Annotated in this window: 6 protein-coding genes and 1 pseudogene; 6 read left to right on the top strand and 1 reads right to left on the bottom strand. The window is 50.8% G+C overall.

The window, feature by feature from the left end; genetic code table 11:
• Nucleotides 1-419: 419 nt before the first annotated feature.
• From VB737_RS01115 to VB737_RS01090, 6 genes are all read left to right on the top strand, one after another.
• The gene (locus VB737_RS01115; RefSeq protein ID WP_500310418.1) at nucleotides 420-6,194 is read left to right on the top strand and encodes a peroxidase family protein; all 5,775 of its coding nucleotides are present in this window, start codon (nucleotides 420-422) and stop codon (nucleotides 6,192-6,194) included.
• 250 nt (nucleotides 6,195-6,444) lie between these two features.
• Complete coding sequence (locus VB737_RS01110) at nucleotides 6,445-12,549, top strand: putative Ig domain-containing protein (RefSeq protein WP_500310416.1); 6,105 nt, start codon at nucleotides 6,445-6,447, stop codon at nucleotides 12,547-12,549.
• Between the two features lie 62 nt (nucleotides 12,550-12,611).
• Nucleotides 12,612-13,421, top strand: coding sequence for a peptidylprolyl isomerase (locus VB737_RS01105; RefSeq protein ID WP_500310414.1), 810 nt, complete (start codon nucleotides 12,612-12,614; stop codon nucleotides 13,419-13,421).
• Between the two features lie 33 nt (nucleotides 13,422-13,454).
• Nucleotides 13,455-16,391 carry a peptidase domain-containing ABC transporter gene (locus VB737_RS01100; RefSeq protein WP_500310412.1) on the top strand — a complete coding sequence of 979 codons (2,937 nt, stop codon included), beginning with the start codon at nucleotides 13,455-13,457 and terminating at the stop codon, nucleotides 16,389-16,391.
• Nucleotides 16,391-17,527 carry an HlyD family secretion protein gene (locus tag VB737_RS01095; RefSeq protein ID WP_500310410.1) on the top strand — a complete coding sequence of 379 codons (1,137 nt, stop codon included), beginning with the start codon at nucleotides 16,391-16,393 and terminating at the stop codon, nucleotides 17,525-17,527. The genes VB737_RS01100 and VB737_RS01095 overlap by 1 nt, the downstream gene beginning before the upstream one ends.
• A 94-nt stretch (nucleotides 17,528-17,621) precedes the next feature.
• On the top strand, nucleotides 17,622-17,858 hold the full coding sequence (locus VB737_RS01090) for a DUF6447 family protein (protein ID WP_416238055.1): 237 nt from the start codon (nucleotides 17,622-17,624) through the stop codon (nucleotides 17,856-17,858).
• A gap of 466 nt (nucleotides 17,859-18,324) precedes the next feature.
• Here VB737_RS01090 and VB737_RS01085 read toward each other — a convergent pair.
• A pseudogene (locus VB737_RS01085) lies at nucleotides 18,325-18,611 on the bottom strand (integrase core domain-containing protein); the annotation flags it as partial.
• Nucleotides 18,612-18,893 lie beyond the last annotated feature (282 nt).

Below are 18,893 nucleotides of genomic sequence, written 5' to 3'. Positions count from 1 at the left end.
ATCCCAATGGACTGATGAGCAAGACCAACCGGCGCCGGCTACGGCGTCAACAAGCCGGGGCTACAGCCTCACAGGGTGGGCCAGATTTCATGTCGCCGGAGGACCAATTCCGGATGTCGCTTGACATGAGGTTAGAGAGAGTGTTTTTGAGAGCGAGTATGAGGCGTTTGCGTGATCTGCATAGTGGTCTGCGCGATGTGCACGAAACTAGCGGAAAGCTAGGTGTGAGAGGGCTTTTGGGGTGATTGGGTGGAGGCGGGCGGCTGGTTTTTTGTGATGAATGCGCCGAGGGCTGTGCGTGGCGTGCAGGTTTGGAGTGGATGGTGAGCGTGACGGTTCTGCTCGGCATAGCTTGCTTGCAGTAGGCCTGTTTCAGGTCTCATTCATGTGTTCTGTCAACCCTATTGAGGCCTAACTCAGTGGACAACATCAACAACAACACCAATCTCGACGGCGAAACCACCGACGGTTTGTCGGATGTGTTTGCCAATGAGCAAGATTTTCTCGATCAATTTGGCACCAAGGCAGAGGGCCTGAGCTTTTCTGAGAGCGCAGTGCTCAAGCAGTCGTTCAGTTTCAGCCTGGCTGACCTGTCGCTGCTGGCGAACAAGGCGCTCAATGGCGATGCCCGTTCGCTGAGCAGCCTTGCGAACAATGAGATCACCCCGTCGTCTGAGCGGACCCGTGAGGCACTGGGCCTGCCCCTGAGTGATCTGGATGTGGCCCTGGCCGAGGAAGGAAGCGGTCAGGACAAGTTTGTCCGGATCACCGAGGTGAACAACTATCCCGGACCTGGCGATATTTCGCAGGGCGTGGATGGTGAGCCCGTTGCGGGTCGCATGCAGCTGGAGGGCCCTGATGGTCGGGTGCTTCCGAACGAGCGTGTGGTGTCCAACACGCTGATGGATCAAGGCACCGCCTTTATGCCAGAGCAGGGCGGTTGGAACAATATGTTCATGGGCGTGGGTCAATACATTGACCACGGCCTGGATCTGCTGAACAAGGGAGGTCAGGGGACATTTAAGATTCCGCTGCCTCAGGATGATCCTCTCTACGGAATTGCAGGTCAAACTGAGCTGAGTCTGCTGCCGCGTGGTACGTCCATCAACACCAACCCTGGTGAAGGTGAGTACATGAACACGGTGACGGGTTGGGTGGACCAGAACCAGCTGTATGGATCCGATGAAGTGATCCACGGCTACCTGCGTGAGAAGGACGCCAACGGCAACATGACAGCGAAGATGCTGTCCAACAAGGTGTCGTTGGAGCGCGGCTACGCAAGTGGCCGGGAAGGCGATCTGCCGACGTTTTACGACATTTTGGTGAACAACGGCGCCGATCCTGATGCGCTGGATGCTGTTCTCAAGAACCCGGCCTATGTGGCTGCTCATCAGGCCCTGAGTGAGTGGGACGAGAAGGTGCGTGCGGGTGATCGCAGCGTGAGCGGCAGCCCGAGCCGTGACGGGATGATGGGTCACATTCAGACCCTGATGGGTTCGAATGCCGAGCTGCAAGCGGCTGCGGGCGCTGCCTGGGTGAATCCCGGTGCTGCGCTGCAGGATTCGAACCAACAGCTGTTGGGTGATGCCAGCCACCTCTCTGGCTATAGCGCCCTGTCGCTGGCTGAGCACAAGATCTCCGGCGACCTGCGCGCCAATGAGAATGCGCAGCTGACGGCGTTCCACACCGTGTTCGGTCGTTTCCACAACGACTCCGTGGTCGCGATCCACGAGGCGCTCGATCAGCTGCCTGCCGATGCAGCGAGCACCCCAGGCCTGCAGGAACTGGCTGCCCTGAAGGCTTCCCTGAACACAGTGGAAGGCCAGGCCGCCGTGTTCGACATGGCGCGCACGGTGATGAACGCTGGTTATCAGCGGATGGTGTACGACCAGTACGTGGTGGGTCTGGCGGGCGGTATTCCGTTTGGGATCACAGAAGCACGAGCAGACGCGCTGACCCCCGATCCCGCGAAGCTGACACCGCAGCCGCTCAATGTGAATGAGCACGGCTACAACGGCTATCAGCCTGAAGTGCGTCCATCGATTGGATTGGAGTTCAGCACGGCCGGTTTCCGTGTGGGTCACTCGCAGATCTACCAGGAGCTCAATGGCATCACCGTTGAGAAGGTCGAGCAAACGATCAAGATCAACGATGTGATCACCAACTCGTTGGTGCAGGCGTTCATTCAGCCCAGCTCTGTGGAAGCGCTGGGAGGACCGGCCGGGATTTTGGCCCAGAACGCGATGGATCGTGCCCAGGCCGTGGACACCTTGATGGTGGATGCGGTGCGGGACATGCTGGTGGGTCGGATCAATGACCTGGGTGCCTACAACCTGGCGCGTGGCAACGAGCTCGGCATGCCGACGCTGAATGAGTTCCGCCAGAATATTTCCAATCTCTACGCAGCAACTGGCGTGGGCAATGCCCTTGGCGCCAGAGCCTCGGATGTGTCGAGTGGCCTGTATGAGGCCGGTGAGACCGAGGATCTGTTTGCCGAGCGCCTGGCGCCATACCAGAGCTGGGCTGAGTTTGGGGAGAACCTGCGCGATCCGTCCCAGCTGCCGCTGTTCATGGAGCTGTACGGAGGTGAGAACGCGTCAGAAGAGAACAATATTGGTCTGATCAATGTGCCCCTGTGGCTGGGTGGTCTGGCTGAGAAAGAGGTGTTTACACCAACGGGTGAGGGCAACATCCCCAGCCTGATGGGCTCCACCTTTACGTTCATCGTTCAGGAGACATTCGATCGTGTGCAGGATCCTGACCTGCACTACTACAAGATTGATATTCCTGGCACTGACATTCTCAAGCAGCTTGGTTTCCAAACATTCACGCCGATGATCCAGTCGGCGATGGAACTGGAGGCGCAGCTGATTCACCAGGACACGTTCCGCACATATCAGCTGGACGTGCTGAGTGAGGGTGAGAGCAACTTCACGGCACCCGAGCAGGAGGACTTCGATGGTCGTGATTTTAACCGCCTGATCATCGGTAATGCGCAGGCCAACACGATTGTTGGCAGTGACGCAGCGGAATCTTCCGATGACATCCGTGCCGGCGGCGGCAACGACGTCGTGGATGGCGGCAAGGGAGAAGACTGGATTTACGGTCAGGGTGGCAATGACAAGCTCTCTGGTGGTGATGACAACGAGCTGGACCACCTGTTCGGTGGCGATGGCAATGACCTGTTGCTGGCCGATAACGGATCCGAGGATGCGCTGTTCGCTGAAAGGGGCGATGACGTTCTGATTCGCGGTAACACCGGTGGCATGACCGATGGTGGCCTTGGCGACGACCTGTTGCTGGGTGGATCGGGTGATGACCAGCTGCACGGCGACTCTGGCGCCGAGGATGCTGAGAATAAAGAAGGTGTCGACATCATCTTTGGTGACAAAGGTGATGACGAGATCAAAGGCGGCGGCGGCGGTGACCTGCTGGTTGGCGGCGAGAGCGGAGCCCTTGGCGACACGATCTACGGCGACTCGATTGCCGCGCGCAATGCTGAGCTTCTGGCCCGTGCAGTGCGTGATGAGCAAGGGGCGATTGTTAGCACGATTGCACCGCTCAAGAGCGACCTTGGCTATGGCGTGGTCGTTGGTGGGGTGAACCCGCTGACAAATGAGCTGTTCAGTGCCGAGGAGCTGAGTGAGTTCAAGCAGTACATCGCGAACCTGCGCGTGGCGCCGGACGTGAATGATCCGGGTAACCGCGGCCCAGTGCCGATCATGGTGACGATGCCATACACCGGTCCGACCGGTGATGACACGATCTACACCGGTGAACTGGCAGAAGCGCTGTCTGAGCTTGGCGGCTCCGCGAGCATCGATGAGGTGATCGCGCTGCGTCTGGAGCATGCGCAGCAGCTGAAATGGCTGTATGACCACAATGATGCTGAGGAAGCCGATGCAGAAGCCGTAGCCGATGCAGAAGCTGCAGTTGATGCCGATGCGGCAGCTGATGCGGCAGCAGAAGCTGGAGCAGAAGCTGAGGCTGGTGAAGAAGCTGAGGCTGGTGAAGAAGCTGAGGCTGGTGAAGAAGCTGAGGCTGGTGAAGAAGCTGAGGCTGGTGAAGAAGCTGAGGCTGGTGCAGAAGCTGATGCTCATGCCGGAGAAGCCGCACCGCTGGATCTGGTCTTTGCTGACGGTGGTGATGACACCATCTACACCGACGGTGAAGTGTCCACGATGGTGTTTGGCGGTGCAGGCACCGACACCTTGAACAGCAGCCTGCGTGATGCAACCCAGCATCTCGACGTCGACTCGTTGAACAGCTGGGGCGCTGACGGTGTTGTGACCGATGATTCGGGCATTACCGATCGCTTCTACTCGATGGAGCGAGTGGTTCTGAGCCAGTCTGGTGAGAACACTGTTTCTGTGAATGATGCAGAAGCACCGGTGGTCGTTGATTTCAAAGGCGCCTATGGCGGCAAGGACGTCAAGATCACTGGCGTGAATGGAGGCGACAAGGCGCTGCTTGTCTCGAATGCCAATGTCTTTGATCTGACGGGCTCCAGTGCTGACCGCATTCGCCTGGGCGGCAAGCTTGACTACGACGGCAAGTTGGATTCCAATAAGTCGGATGACAACTACCAGATCAGCTTCTCTGGCAGCAGCTTGACCATCTCCGGTCTGGAGACGGGCAATGCAAGCTTTAAGGATACTGAATGGGTTGATTTTGACTACCAGGACACCCAGAATCCCTCTGGCGGCGTTGTCTCGGAGTTCTATTACAAGGAGTTTGCTGAGAAGGCGCTTGATCTGGGCCTGAGTGTGGTGAAGGATCCCGTCTTTGACGGTGATGATGCCAGCGAGATCGTGATCCGTGCATTCGGTAACGAGGCAGAGCGTGGCAGCAAGTTCTACCTCGCTGTGACAGCTGAATCGCTGCGTGATGCAAGCATCAGCACGCTTGATTTCACCGTTGCCCTGGGCGAGACCTTTGGTGAGGTGTTCGATCTGCAGACAGATGACATCCACTTCACCGAGGATCTGGCCGTTCAGAGCCGCGTCGAGGTGATCGAAGCGGAGAATGGCAGCAAGTCGATCCGCTTTGCTGGAGCTGGCCTGGAAGCTCTGGGTGCCGGAGAAGGGGTGTCAGCGCAGAAGGTTCTGGCCTATGTGGGCCTGGAGCTGCGTGGTGACATCGAAGACCTGATCAAGGCAGAGCGTAGTGCTGATGCCTATGGCTTCCAGAACAAGGAGAACTTCAGTGTTCCTCTGAGCTTCTCTGTGGATGCCAATGTTGACAGTGTGGTGTGGGATGACCAGTACTCGCTGCGCGATCTTGGTGGCCAGTACGCCATGCTGAACCCCGATCTTGAGGTGGTGGCGCGTTCTGCCGAAGCCAGGCTGACCGCCGCAGGCAGCTTTGATCTGGGAACGCTGCGTGAGACCACCAAATCGGGTGAGGTTGAAATCAGCAACCTGGTGCGTCGTGGGGACACGATCATGCAGTCGAACACCTGGCAAAACGACGGCGAGTTCACCTTTGTCGACCTTGAGATCGATTCCATCAGCAGTGATGTGGTGGATGTGATGGCTCAATTCAGCAATGGCAGTGAGTCACTGGCAGAGCTGGGTTGGAGCACCGAGGCTGGAGAAGGATCGGTCGCCCAAGTGACCACCACATTCAAGGTGACCGGTGAAGTTGGTGACGTGATCGACACCAGCGAGGCTGGCTACAAGCTGTCTGCCAATGGCGACTACATGTGGGATACCACCCAGATGGAGGCGTTCCAAGTGAAGCACCTGATCACGTATCAGGGTGACCTGAACTACGACGGTCGGGTTGGCATGAAGGATCTGGCAGCACTGGAGGCTGGTGCGCGTAGCGCTGGTAGCAGTGTCGCCCATGATGTGGATGCCAACTTTGATGGAGCGCTTGATATCAATGATCTGGCGATCATTGATATGGACTGGAACCAGTCTCTGCATCAAGGTGACCAGCTCTTTACTGGATCCACCAAGATCAGCATGGCTGAACTGTTCGAGCAGAACGGTCGCAGCTGGGATAGCAGCAACTTTGCGAACCAGAATGCGATTGAATCTGGAGCGCTGCAGCAGGCATCAGCCGGTCACGAGCGTGCCTTCCTTGATGAGATGGAGGGAGAAAGCGGCGTGATGGCGGCTGGATTGGATCAGCGGGTGGTGTCGCTGTTCGAGGAGCAGACCCAGCAGTACGCGGAAACCACGATCTGATCGTGGTGGAGCGGCCATGGCGGGAGTCCCGCTGCCATGGCCGTTCTTCTAGGCCAAGGGACAGGTGTACAGACACACACACACAAGCCAACCCTGGGCACTCGCCCGGGGTCTTTTTGATGCTGTAGAGCCAGAGAACTGTGCGAGAAACGCTCAAAGACCGGTGCTTTGCGGCCCTGTGGCGATCTCGTTAGGATGATGGGAGGACAGTCATGGGGCCGCGTCAGGCGGAAAGGATGCACCTATGGGTTTGGCCGCCACTCTCAACGAACAGTCAGGCGGTCAGATCGGCGACCTGATTGAAGATAACGTTCTGTCGGTGCCTGCACTTAGCGAGCCTTTGCTTGCGGTGCTTGACCAGGACTTTGAGACAGATTCTCTCGAGCCTCTGTTTCAACACCTTGAACTATCAGATACAGATGTCGACGGTTCGAGCATCGACTGGTCTCGATTGGACCATGCTGTCGATCTTCTTAACGGCAATCCTGGTGTAACCGTTATCGAGCCTGCAATATCGAATAGCCTCATTGACTATGAGAGCCTTGAGTCAGCTGATCAGTTAACTGGCTTAGTTATAAGTGATAACCCCGCCGAACTTCCCTCTAGCCTGGTTGACGCGAATCTACCACCACTGCTCGAAAAGGCGTTCAAGTCGGATCAGCTCCTTGCCCATTCAGGAAGCAATAGTATAGATATATCAGCAGATGCGCACTTGCTGACGCCTGAGGGCGACGAAGACACAATACCTGATTCCTTGAGGCTTCAGTCTCAAATCATTTCAGTTGAAGATCAGAGCTTCAATCTATTCGAGGATCAAGCCTTTAGCATTGCCCTTGCCAATCTATTTCCCCTGGCTGAAGAGTTAGTTTCTTTTGAACTACTGCCAATTGGGAACTCCGGCAATAATTGGTTAAGTCTTGAGCAGCGGCGACCTGACGCGACATTAGTTGAGCGCGTTGTGATCGAAAGCTTATTCCGTACTGATAGTGGTCAGCTTCTTACGACTGAGGATCTTGCAGCTTTACAACCTGGCACGATTGTTCAGGCCGACCTAGTAGTGACCGACACCCGCAATACTGGCCTAGGACTTATTGGTCTTGAACTTGATTTGGACTGGTCCTCACAGGCTGCACAGTTAAAGGACGTCTTGATTGCTCCAAGCTTGCCACTGTTTAGGCAGAGTGGTGTTTTGGATGCATCTGCTGGGCGATTGTCCGGTCTCGTTGCAGCTTCTCTCCCCAGTTCAGGAACTGGATCGGTGTTAGGAGATGATTGGCAAGATTTATTTGCTAGCCTTAGCTTTGAGATTGGAGAGAATATTGCTGAAGGCTTAAATCTAGAGATAACACCCGTCAAGCTACCCACTAGCAGGAATCAACCACTTAATCGACAACAGGTGCTGACAATTGGCAGCAACCATGATGACATCCTCGTAATTCATGGACTTGCTGATCAAGAATTGGTGGGTGTACAGCGGATCCTCGTGGATGCGCTAGATGCTTCAGGGGCTCGCTGGCAGAAAGAATTATCTCTGTTGATCGAGAATGTTAACGATGCACCAGAAGCAGTCACTCTCCCACCACAACTGGCTTTGGAGGACGAACCCTTTAGCTTAGACCTGACAACCATCTTTTCCGATTCGGATCTGCAATATGGCGACAAGTTAAGCTTTCATCTGGTTGATGTTACGCCTGACTGGTTGCAGATTGATCAGGCATCAGGAGTCATAAGTGGACAACCAGGACAAGCCGAAGTTGGGGCTTGGAAGTTGCAGGTAGAAGCAAGAGATCTAAGTGGCGCCACTGCAAGACAGTGGATCGACCTCACAATTCAGAATATCAATGATGCCCCTCAGTGGAATGGCGACGATATTCCTCTGATGTTACTACGGGAAAACCAGTCTTTTTCGATTCGTCTACCAGAAAATCTCTTTTCTGATGAAGACGACGGAGATCAGATTCACTATACTCTCAAAACTAACGGAGAAAGCGACGTTTTAGATTGGCTACAACTTGATCCTATTGAGGCAGTCTTGAGCGGGACAGCACCATTGGCTGACGGAGATATAATAACACTTACACTGAGCGCAACGGATCTTCAAGGAGAGTCAGCAAATATTCCGCTACAAATCCAAGTTGTTGACAAGATGTTCAATCGTCCGCCATATCTTCTCGGTGAACCCCCCCTGGATTTACGGATCCAAGAGGGCCAGAGTGTGAGCTTTGACCTGTTGTCATTCTTTGGCGACGACGATATCTTGCTCGGTGATACCCTCCGGTTCGAAGTCGATGCACCAGATTGGATGCAATTTAATTCTGCCAGCTCATTGGTATCAGGTGTGCCTCAGAACGAAAGTGTTGGCAAGCATACCGTTCGTTTTCAGGCCTTTGATGACTACGGGGCTTTTGCAGTTGCATCATTCCAGCTAACTGTAGAGAATGTCAATCAGGCCCCGGACCTTCTTGGCCCATCCCAGAATGCGCGACTAATCAACGCAGGTGATGTATTCAAGTTAGATCTTGATACGATCTTCAGCGATTCTGATAGTTTGCACGGTGATTCACTCTCTTACAGTCTAAGCGTACGAAGTACCTCGAGCATTGGCTTGCCTAATTGGCTCACTTGGAACTCCGGCACTGGTGAACTTGAACTGTCTCCGGGTGCTGATGACAGAGGAATGCTAACACTAGACTTTACTGCTACTGATCTCAGTGGTGAGAATGTCGGCTATCAACTTAATCTTGGCATCATCTCAAACTCAGGAATTATAGAAGTAAATCAAGCGATTGAGCAACTAAAGCTGAAGCAAGGGCAGACAGCCATGATTGATCTTCAGGATGCATTTATACACCTCCGCGAAACCGATCAGATTGACTATAGCTTTGAGATTCTTCGCCGCGATAGCAACGGTGGGTATTTTTCCGTTGACGCTTCGGATTCAGATTGGATCACCATCGTTGATCGTTCATCCGTGCCAGTTGAGAGGGAAGGCAGACTGATTATTGAGCCAGTTCTGAAATTGTTGGAGACCGGAGAACTGCTTACCATCGAACAACTGTCCGATCTTCAGGCAGGTGATGAAGTTGAGCTTTCGATTAATGTTTCCGATCTTCGTGAATTAACTGACATTGTAGGTCTTGTTGGTCTTGACATTGCTCTCTCTTGGCAGGGTCTAACGCTTTCACCGGATAACCCAACAGATCTCAGGCAAGCTATTAATGAGGCTCTCCCTTTATTCCGTTCAGTTCAGCAGTCATCAACACGCGATCAGTCACTTCGTATCAGTGCAGCGAGTCTGCCATCGTTTGGTCTCGGAGAAATGCTGGGTGATGAACCCGAAGAATCCTTCTTGAAGCTCAACTTTACGTTAGACGATCCGCTAGAGGCAATCCAGATTGCGTTAACTCTGAATGACGAGGACAGTGGAGGACTCGGGTACGGTCTAGCAGACGGGACCAGTGCCGACGACCTTCTCAGCATAGTTAACATTAGTAGTACTCCCATTTATGAACTGCATCTCGATACAACTGGACAAATAAATGGGCTTTATGCACTTCAGGTCAAAGCGTCTTCATCCAATGATTCTGTCAGTCAAATCGTACCACTGTCAATAGGCTCTGGCATCAATCTACCTCCTCTTATCAAAGCACGACCTTCTAAACTAAATCCCTATGACAATCACATTCATCGCCTTGACCTAAATTCACTATTCCAGGATTTGGATGGCGATAGTCTAAGTTATAGCATCTCTGTTGCTGGCGATAGTCCGCAACACGAACAGCTTCTTCGCGATATTGTCCAGATTGTCTATAGCAAGGGAGGAGCCGATCTTGAGTTCGATGTGCCTGGATTAGAGAAACCCGTGAATGGTTACGTGTCAATCTTGGCAAGTGATGGCGTTCGCTCAGTAAATCAGAGAGTCCAAATAAGTCTTAATCCTAGGAGCCAGTATGTCCCATTATTTGTAGACCCATCCCATCCTGCAGTTTCAGCGAATCAGCTTGTTGGTCTTGGCGATTTATTTTCGGCCACTGACATAGAATTCGAAGATCGATCTGATGAGGTCTCTCTCATCCTTCGCTCAGGAGATGCAGTGAATCTTCATTTCTCCAATTACTTTATTAACCTCACTGGCCTTACAAGACCTCAGATCAGTTTTCTTGAAGCAACCGTTCTCTCCAGACCCGAGGAGGATACTCGAGGAAACCTTTTGATAATTCCAATCTCTAGGCTTACTGGGTTACTACCAGATTCATATGATGGATTCGACCTGAACTGGCTAGAGATCGTCGCACCAGACCAGCCTGGCGAGACGGTAAGTATCCAGGTTTCTACACTGAGTCATGTTGTTGGAGACAATAATGGGGCTTTATATGGATTCAGTCAAGGAAATACTGAAGAAGCTATCCTAATGACTACTTCCAGGAATACTCCCGGATTCCTTACACCAACAACCCAGCGCTACCTGTCAAACTTAGTGGCCCCCAAAGTTGGTAAAGCTTCCTCTGACTCTAATGATCTAAATACGTTGGTTGCATGGAAGAAGAAGGCAGATTTTATTTCTTCCTTGGAAGGCAACCTCCGTGATCCATCCTCTATCGTAAGTATCAGCATATCAGACAATAAGGCTACTTCTGTCGATGGTAGTCATCAACAACCCAAGCCAAGTAACTATCAGATTACAAACCTAACTGTTAGGTCTGCCGATGACGTATTATTTGGGGATTACAATCCTCTCGAAGGTCTTGATAGCAGCTTCGCAATAGCTGACTCTTGGGATCCCATCAGTTTTACTCTTTCCAAGCTTCCAGACGAAGATAGCCTTGTTGATTTTGATACGACACGTGAGGGTATACAGGTTCAATTAGAAATCGACTTGTCAAGATCTGGACTACGCGAAGATGATCTGAATGCTTACCGGAAGTTTGTAGCCCCCGAAACGATAATTGCTGCTAGTGAGCAAGGACTCGTTCTGCGAGATCTTGACGGCAAACCAATTACTTCCTCTGGATGGTATGATTTTACTCAACGCCTGGATGTTCACGGCAATCCAGTTGGGGACGGGGCTCAGTTCGTAATAGAGGCAATTGATGGCCATCGTATGATTAGCAAAATTATTTTAACCCTAACAGACAATAGTTTTGGTGATAATAATCTTAATTTTGGAGTAATTGATGATCCTGGCATGCCAGTGAAGCTTGCACCTAAGACATCCCTAGCTTCGTACGCGAACTCTGTCAGTCGCCCCTTACTTCCGTTTACTCCCTATCGTCCTGATCTGCAAACTATTGATTCGGATCAATTACCCGAGTTCTCTACTGACAATGGGAGTGATAGAGAGGATGCGGAACCTGGTACTCAAAGTCTGGATTCACGAACACCAGAATCCCCTTCCGGTACAGGTCGTGGATCTGGCGCGTCTAAGGCAGATCGGCCGTCTCTCACTAGCTTAGACGGTAATAGTCATCAGCAAAACGGAAGCCTTCGTTCCACGGTTTCAGGCTTTTCTGTTAATGATGTCAGCGGATCTAGTTCTGCACCTGGCGATAACTCACTGGAGAATACAGAGTCTGATCCCAACGACTCTCCAATTCGGCGTAATGATCAAAGCGCAGCATCGAAACCGCTTACGCCTAACACACGATCAACTCAAGCTCAGCCTTCCAGGAGTTCTCGGACTAATGGAATCGATGAAGCCTCAAGTGCAATCCAAGCGCTATTTAACCGTCTTATTAATGAAGTTGACAGCCCGACCGCTCTCGGGGGCATAATGTTAGGAATGATCCTAACTCCAAACGGTGCTGAACGGGCTCTACGCTCGCTATTGAATTCAGGTATTGCTCGCCCCATCTCCATTCAACAACGTAATGCCGAACTCCAAGCTGATTGGGCAGTTCAATTCGAAGGTATAGATGGTGTGCAGACCTACCTGTCAGTCCGACTAACGGGTGGGCGACTTTTAATTTCTCCACTCATCCCTGAGTCTCAAGCATTCCATTCGCAAACTGGACCGACATCCTCCAATACAGTGGCCGTACCAGAAGGAGTCCTCTGGTATCTACTGAGCCATATTACAAATCCTGGAGACTTTGTTTCCCAAATCCAACCCTGCGTGGAAAGTCTATTGGTGCAGCCTCTCGACGAAGCAGAGCATTCATGGATCAATTGGTATGATAAGATTTTAAATGATTGTAAGGATTCCTCTGATCCTGAGACTCGTGCCTCATTTGCGCGTTTTAGACGGGATTTGTCGGTTGCCTTCGACGTGGATCCTAGTTATGCTGATGCCATGATGCTTGTTCAACTTCTTGATTGCCATATTAAACTCGGTTTTTCGGTGCAACAATTCTTGTGATGGACGGGTTATTAGATCACTTTCAGCGGATCTAACACCTGATTTGTGTTAGAGGTCTTATCATGAATTCCCCTGTTCAGAAGCATCCGCAGGCCTCTGAATCCGAGACGAGTCAGGAAATCCTTCAGATCCTAGAGGCTCTGAAAACAGCCTCGGGACGCGACATCCTCGCTCTTTTACTTCGCTTCGGCATGGCAGACATGTTTTTGCGCCAGCTTAGGGAGCGCCAAGTTGTCTTTAACCACCAAGAGCTTTCCGATCCAGACACAATCCACGACCAAGCACTCACTCAGTATTGCAATGAACATAAGATAGAGTCCGCCGACGATCGCAAGAAGTGGTGCATCAGCTTAGGTATTGATTCCGAAGAGATGCTATCTGAGGCCATACATGAATGGCGGCGCAAGGAGTTGCGTGAATTGCTTGTGACTGCCTCCGGGGAAACACTATACCTGCGCTACAAAGACAAGCTAGATCGCGTACTTTATAGCCTTTTGCGAGTCGATGACCCCTTTCTTTGTCAAGAGATCTTTTACGCTATAGAGGCTGGAGAGATCACTTTTGCTGAGGCATCAACTTTATATTCATGTGGACCAGAATCCAGAACCCAAGGAATTGTAGGTCCTGTCGATCTGACGACACCTCACCCTGAGATTGCTGCACGTCTTCGTACAGCGCAAGCAGGCCATTTAATCGGCCCTTTTCAAGCTGACGACTGGTATACGCTAATCAGAATGGAATACCGTTTCGATAGCGAGTATGACGAAAGCACAAAAGACTTTCTGGAAGATGTCTGCTTTAAATCTCAGATCGGCCAGGGACTAGATCCTGTAAAGGATTCATTAATGGATTGGATTAACTCGAAGTCTTGAACGATGCGCTTAACAACACCACAGTCAAACCAGTTGATTGCTTACGCCGAACAGTTTCACTGTAAGACGGTGGAAGTAGAACCTGGCACCGTTTTACAGACCTCGAATGCAAACACTGAGCTGACCCTTGTCAAATCAGGATGGTGTCGTGTACTGGACCCTACTCGTCAATTCGGTTCTTACACTATAACCCGCGTAGAAGCTCCTTACTTATGTGGAGCCTTCTCTGGTTTTGATTCTAATCTTCAGGAGGAAGTAGTTGCCTCAAGTCATTGTGAGATTGTTTTGATTGGCACTCTCGTACTCAAACCTGAATGCAGAGACTTCTTTTATAATATCCTTTCCTCGCAGGTATCTCCTAGTGAGTTTCCTCTCCTCCAGAAATTGATAGTCGAAGGAATGCTTACCGTTCCGGCAGACCAACAGTCAGTAAGCGTATTCCAGCGCCGCTGGCGCCCTCTTGTCCCTTCTGACTTAACAAAACCATCATCGGTTCAGCTTGTCTATGCCGACAGGCCAGCACAGGGTTATCGATACGGACAGGTGATAACTTCTATCACATTAGCCGAGCTCTGGACTGGAGCATTACCTCGTGTCCTGACCTGGCAAGACGAACCACTTCGGCTAGATAGCAGTCATGACTTGAATCCATCGACCTCCGATACCTATGCTTTAGTTTCTACAAAAAGTGCTACTGAGTCTCAATCTGATACATCTTCGACTCCTCTATTAGGGTCTTCCATTGGGGGGTCAGCGATAGCCCTTGAATCTTCAGACTTCATTGCCTCTGATAAGGAGCTAGCTCGCAAGGTTCGACAACTTGGCTACACACCAGTTACCGGACGGACTCAAGAAAAGGCCTTTGAAGCTGTTTTCTTGATGATTATCAAATACTTTTCCCTACCTACTCGTCGTGATACTATAAAGAAGTCGGCCAATTATCTTACCGATAGCAGAGGTGGCCCCTCACTTGACAAGTTGATTACAGTCTTTGATCGCTTTGGCTTGCTGGGTCGAGTTGTGAGCTGCCGAAATAATGAATTCAGTCGTCTACCAACTCCCGCAATTGCTTTAACTAGTTCAGGCAGCCGACCAGTGTTAGTTGTAGATTCAATCAACGAAGATCTACTGTGCATTGATCCAGCTCAGGGAATCAAGTTATACAGCTTATCGGATATCACCTCGCCAGATTCTTCCTCAGTTAGTGTAGTTTCAATTGTACGCGGCTCTAGCACGCCTACCTCCAGATTTGGGCTGGGTTGGATGCTACCTTACATGAGTTTTTACAAATATGGTCTACTTGAAGTCTTCATAGCAAGCTTCATTACTCAGTTGTTTGCTTTGGCCACACCACTACTTTTTCAGCAAATCATTGATCGTGTAATTGGGCAGGGTTCTTCTGGCGCCCTAGGAGGTTTTGCTGTTTTAATGGCATTATTCATGATTCTTGAGTTAGTCTTTAGCAGCTTACGCACCTTTCAGTTTATGGAGATCTCTAATCGAATCGATATAAATATTGGTAGTTCGATTATTTCTCGCCTATTGAGGCTCAATGCGCGCTATTTCGAGAAGCGACCAGTCGGTGAACTAGCAAGCCGACTTAATGAACTAGATAAGATAAGAAGCTTTCTTACTGGCACAGCACTTACAGTCGTACTGGATGCCCTATTTGCCCTGCTTTATTTCGGCGTTATGTTCTTTTATTCACCCTTATTATCTGGCATTATTCTTGGAAGCATACCTCTCCTCTTAGTAGTTATTCTCGGGCTAACACCTATAACCCAGAAACTCATTCGTCAGCGCGCCGAGGCCCATTCTCGAACTCACTCGTACATGGTTGAAGTTCTCAACGGAATTCAAACGGTTAAGTTGCAGAATAGCGAGTTAACAGCGCGGCGCAATTGGGAGAATCGTCACCTTGATGATATTAACAAAGGTTTTAAGACTGTGGTTGCAAATACTGCAAGTTCAAATGCCCTTCAGCTTATCAATAAGTCCACAAATATACTTGTGATCTGCGTTGGAGCTTCACTAGTCCTCTCTAATGACTTAACGCTGGGCCAACTTATTGCATTCCGCATTATTAGCGGATATGTAACACAGCCGATACTCAGACTGGCTAGCACTTGGAATAATTTCCAAGAAGTCTCCATGTCTGTAGAGAGATTGGGCGATGTTGTGAATCAACCACTCGAGACGAGTGAAATTGAAGCTACCAATATTGCAATGCCACCTATCAAAGGTCAAATCTGCTTTCAAGAAGTCAGTTTTGGCTATTCAACTAATAGTAAGCCACAGCTCGCTGGTGTGAGTCTGACTATCCCTGCCGGTAGTTTTACTGGCCTGGTTGGACAAAGTGGATGTGGGAAAAGTACAATGCTCAAACTAGTTCCTCGCCTATATGAGCCCACACAAGGCAAGGTGCTTATCGACGGGTATGACGTTTCGAAAGTTGAGCTCTACTCTCTCAGAAGGCAGTTGGGTTTTGTCCCCCAAGACTGTCTTCTTTTCGAGGGTTCCATCTATAATAATATTGCCGTAGCTGACACTGAAGCTGAAGCAGATGAGGTTATTGAAGCGGCAAAGATGGCTTGTGCCCATGATTTTATAATGTCTTTGCCCTATGGCTATAACACACCTCTAGGGGAAAAAGGTTCAGGTTTGTCTGGGGGACAACGTCAACGCGTTGCACTAGCCAGAATGTTGTTGCAGAAACCTGGCCTCGTCATCCTGGATGAGGCGACAAGTGCTTTGGATGTAGATACTGAGCAACAAGTTGTCAATAATCTTAGGCGTAAACTTCAAGGCACAACAGTTCTCATGATTACTCATCGACTCTCGACATTAATCCACGCTGATCAAATCGTCATGATGCATGATGGTCGATTAGATTCTGTTGGCACGCACGAACAGCTAATGTCCAAGGCGGGACGTTATTATGCTCTTTATCAACAGCAGCTCGTTGGCTAATGAAAATGAACCTCTTTCGATTTCTGGGCTTTAACTCTAAGTCAAATGCCTCCCCCAGCGAAAACACTCTTCAGACCTCTGACAACGATACGCAGCAATTATTGCTCGAGCCGCCGCCTGTCTGGAGCCGTATACTTATTTGGACACTGGGCTTAGGCTCAGTTAGTTTGGTTATTTGGGCATCTCTGAACACTGTTGAAGAAACCGCTCAACTACCCGGCCAGCTTGAAACGATTCGTTCACAGGTTTCAATTAAAAGTCCTGAATCTGCTTTGATTGATAAGGTCAATGTCCGTCAGCATCAGTATGTCAGAACCGGCCAATTACTTTTTATTCTAGACAGAGCTGATATTACTCCAATGATTCGTACGTTAGAAATCAAGCTGAGCATGATCAACGATAAGAATACGTACGAAGAACGCTCGTTCTTGAGTCGGCAAAGGCAGCTCCAGGCTCAGGTCTTTCTTAACCAAGAAGTACTTTCCCGTCTTCAATCACTTGTTGACCAAGGCTCTGCAAGCGAAGTTCAGTTGCTTGAGAAGCAGAATCAGGTCTTTCAGAATCGCCAAGACTTGCAAAACCTCCTGGACGAAAGACTAAAGTCAGAAAGCATACAGAGCATAGAGAAAAATGACATTGCGAACCAGATTAGGGAATTAAAGCAGCGTTCTCAGAAGTTTGATATATTATCTCCTATTAGTGGAACTCTGCAGTCTCTGAATATTCAAGCTAAGGGAGAACGCGTGCAGAGTGGCGATCTCCTTGCAACTATCGTGCCCCAGGAGGGGTTAATTGCGAGCGTACAAGTCTCTTCCCGCCTCTCGGCTCCAATAAAGCCTGGAACGTCTGCAGAGATCACGGTTGATGCCTTCCCATCAAGTGAATACGGTACTCTCAAAGGCGTGGTTACAACTATTTCACCAACAACATCATCACCTGATAGGCAAGCAACTTCTCCAGCTTATGTTGCTCGTATTGCATTGAGTCCTGATTCAGTCCCGCAAAACCTTCCTCCCGATGCTCTGCGCTCGGGAATGGGAATCACTGCTAGCATTGTTCTCGAAAAGAAGCGCATAATAAGTATCGTGTTCAATATCATGCAGGATTTATTTGCGCCACTCACTGAACGCCGCTGAACCAGGGGCGCTTCAAAGCTGAGACCGATTGGATCCCTCGGCTTGATTTCTAAGTCTATCCCAGTTATCATGAGGTTGTTCTTGAATTTGTGCAATGGACAGCTCCTCTGAGCCTTTGCAACCTGAATCTCCCGGCCAAGAAGCCATGCTTACTGTAGGTGACCAGTCCTACCGAATCGCTGACTTGCCAGAGGATGCGCAAAAACTAGTATTGGCTATTCGAGACTGCGAAGAGCAAATCACCTCTTCAAAGCGACGAGTCAATTATCTTGAAATAGCGCGACGCTCACTCATTCAAGAGCTAACCTCGCGCTTACCCGATGACACTTGACATTTTAATCGCGAAGGGAGATGCCCATCAGAACGCCGTCAGCAATTGCAGGCAAGAACCTTGCTCACGGTACGCCTCAGGCTTGGTTTTTGATCTGCTATTTTTTGTTACCAGCTGTTCAGCTTTCCTCGGATGCGAGCGAGTCGCTTGGAGCGGTTGGTTCGCTGCACTTTTTTCGTACATCCCAACTGGCTTGCCGGTATTAGGGCGATAGGTGAAACATAGGGCCATTGCTCTTTCCTCTATGTGCTTGTTGAACAACGCCAACTTAAGATCTGAGATGTGGCCTAGCTCTTATCCATGAATCTCTTACTCTTTTCGTACCCTCGGCCTCGTTTCCCGAACAAACTGCTCTTACGTCTTCATTGCGTTCGTCGCGATTGGCTCAGAGCACTGGGGCTACCTCCAGCTCGGTCAAGCTGGTTCCATTCGGGGAGTACCTAGGTGTTGTGTCTCACAACGTTGATCAGCAGAGCAGCTCGTTAAGCCGCTGCTGAGGGGATCGGCCGCCGAGGGCTGAGTGCTTCCTGAGCCGGTTATAGATCGAGAGGTATCTCGGCAGCCAGTGGTCGCGTTCCTGGGAGTTCTGGAAAGCCATCGCATAGGCCCATTCCTTGCAGAGGGTCTGGATAAATCGCTCGGCCTTTCCGTTGGTGCGGGGCGAGGCGTGTAAGGCCTGGTGCGGATGTGCTTGAGACCAAGGGCCTTGCAGGCCTTGGCAAAGCTGCGTGAGAGGTAAGCGGGACCGTTATCGCCCGCGTCCCCGGGATTGGTGTAATTCCCTGGGGATCTCAACCCCGGCGTAGCCCAGGGCTGCCTAAAAGTGTGATCAAGTCGTGTCCGCGGTCGTCGCTACTCCTCCCAGGGCCAGCATTCCCTTGATGTCGTAAGCCAGCTCCCCCCGGTTTCAGGAAACGTACCAGTACAGCTCTGCACGCCCTCGCGTCCGAAACACCCACGGCCAAATCCAAAGCCCATAGCCACACTGAATTTGGGGAGGCCGGGCCATGACCGATGTCATCTTTGGAGGTTCGA

This window comes from Synechococcus sp. BA-120 BA3, from assembly GCF_034931285.1.
GTDB lineage: Bacteria > Cyanobacteriota > Cyanobacteriia > PCC-6307 > Cyanobiaceae > Cyanobium.
This window is presented reverse-complemented; position numbering and strand designations above follow the sequence as displayed.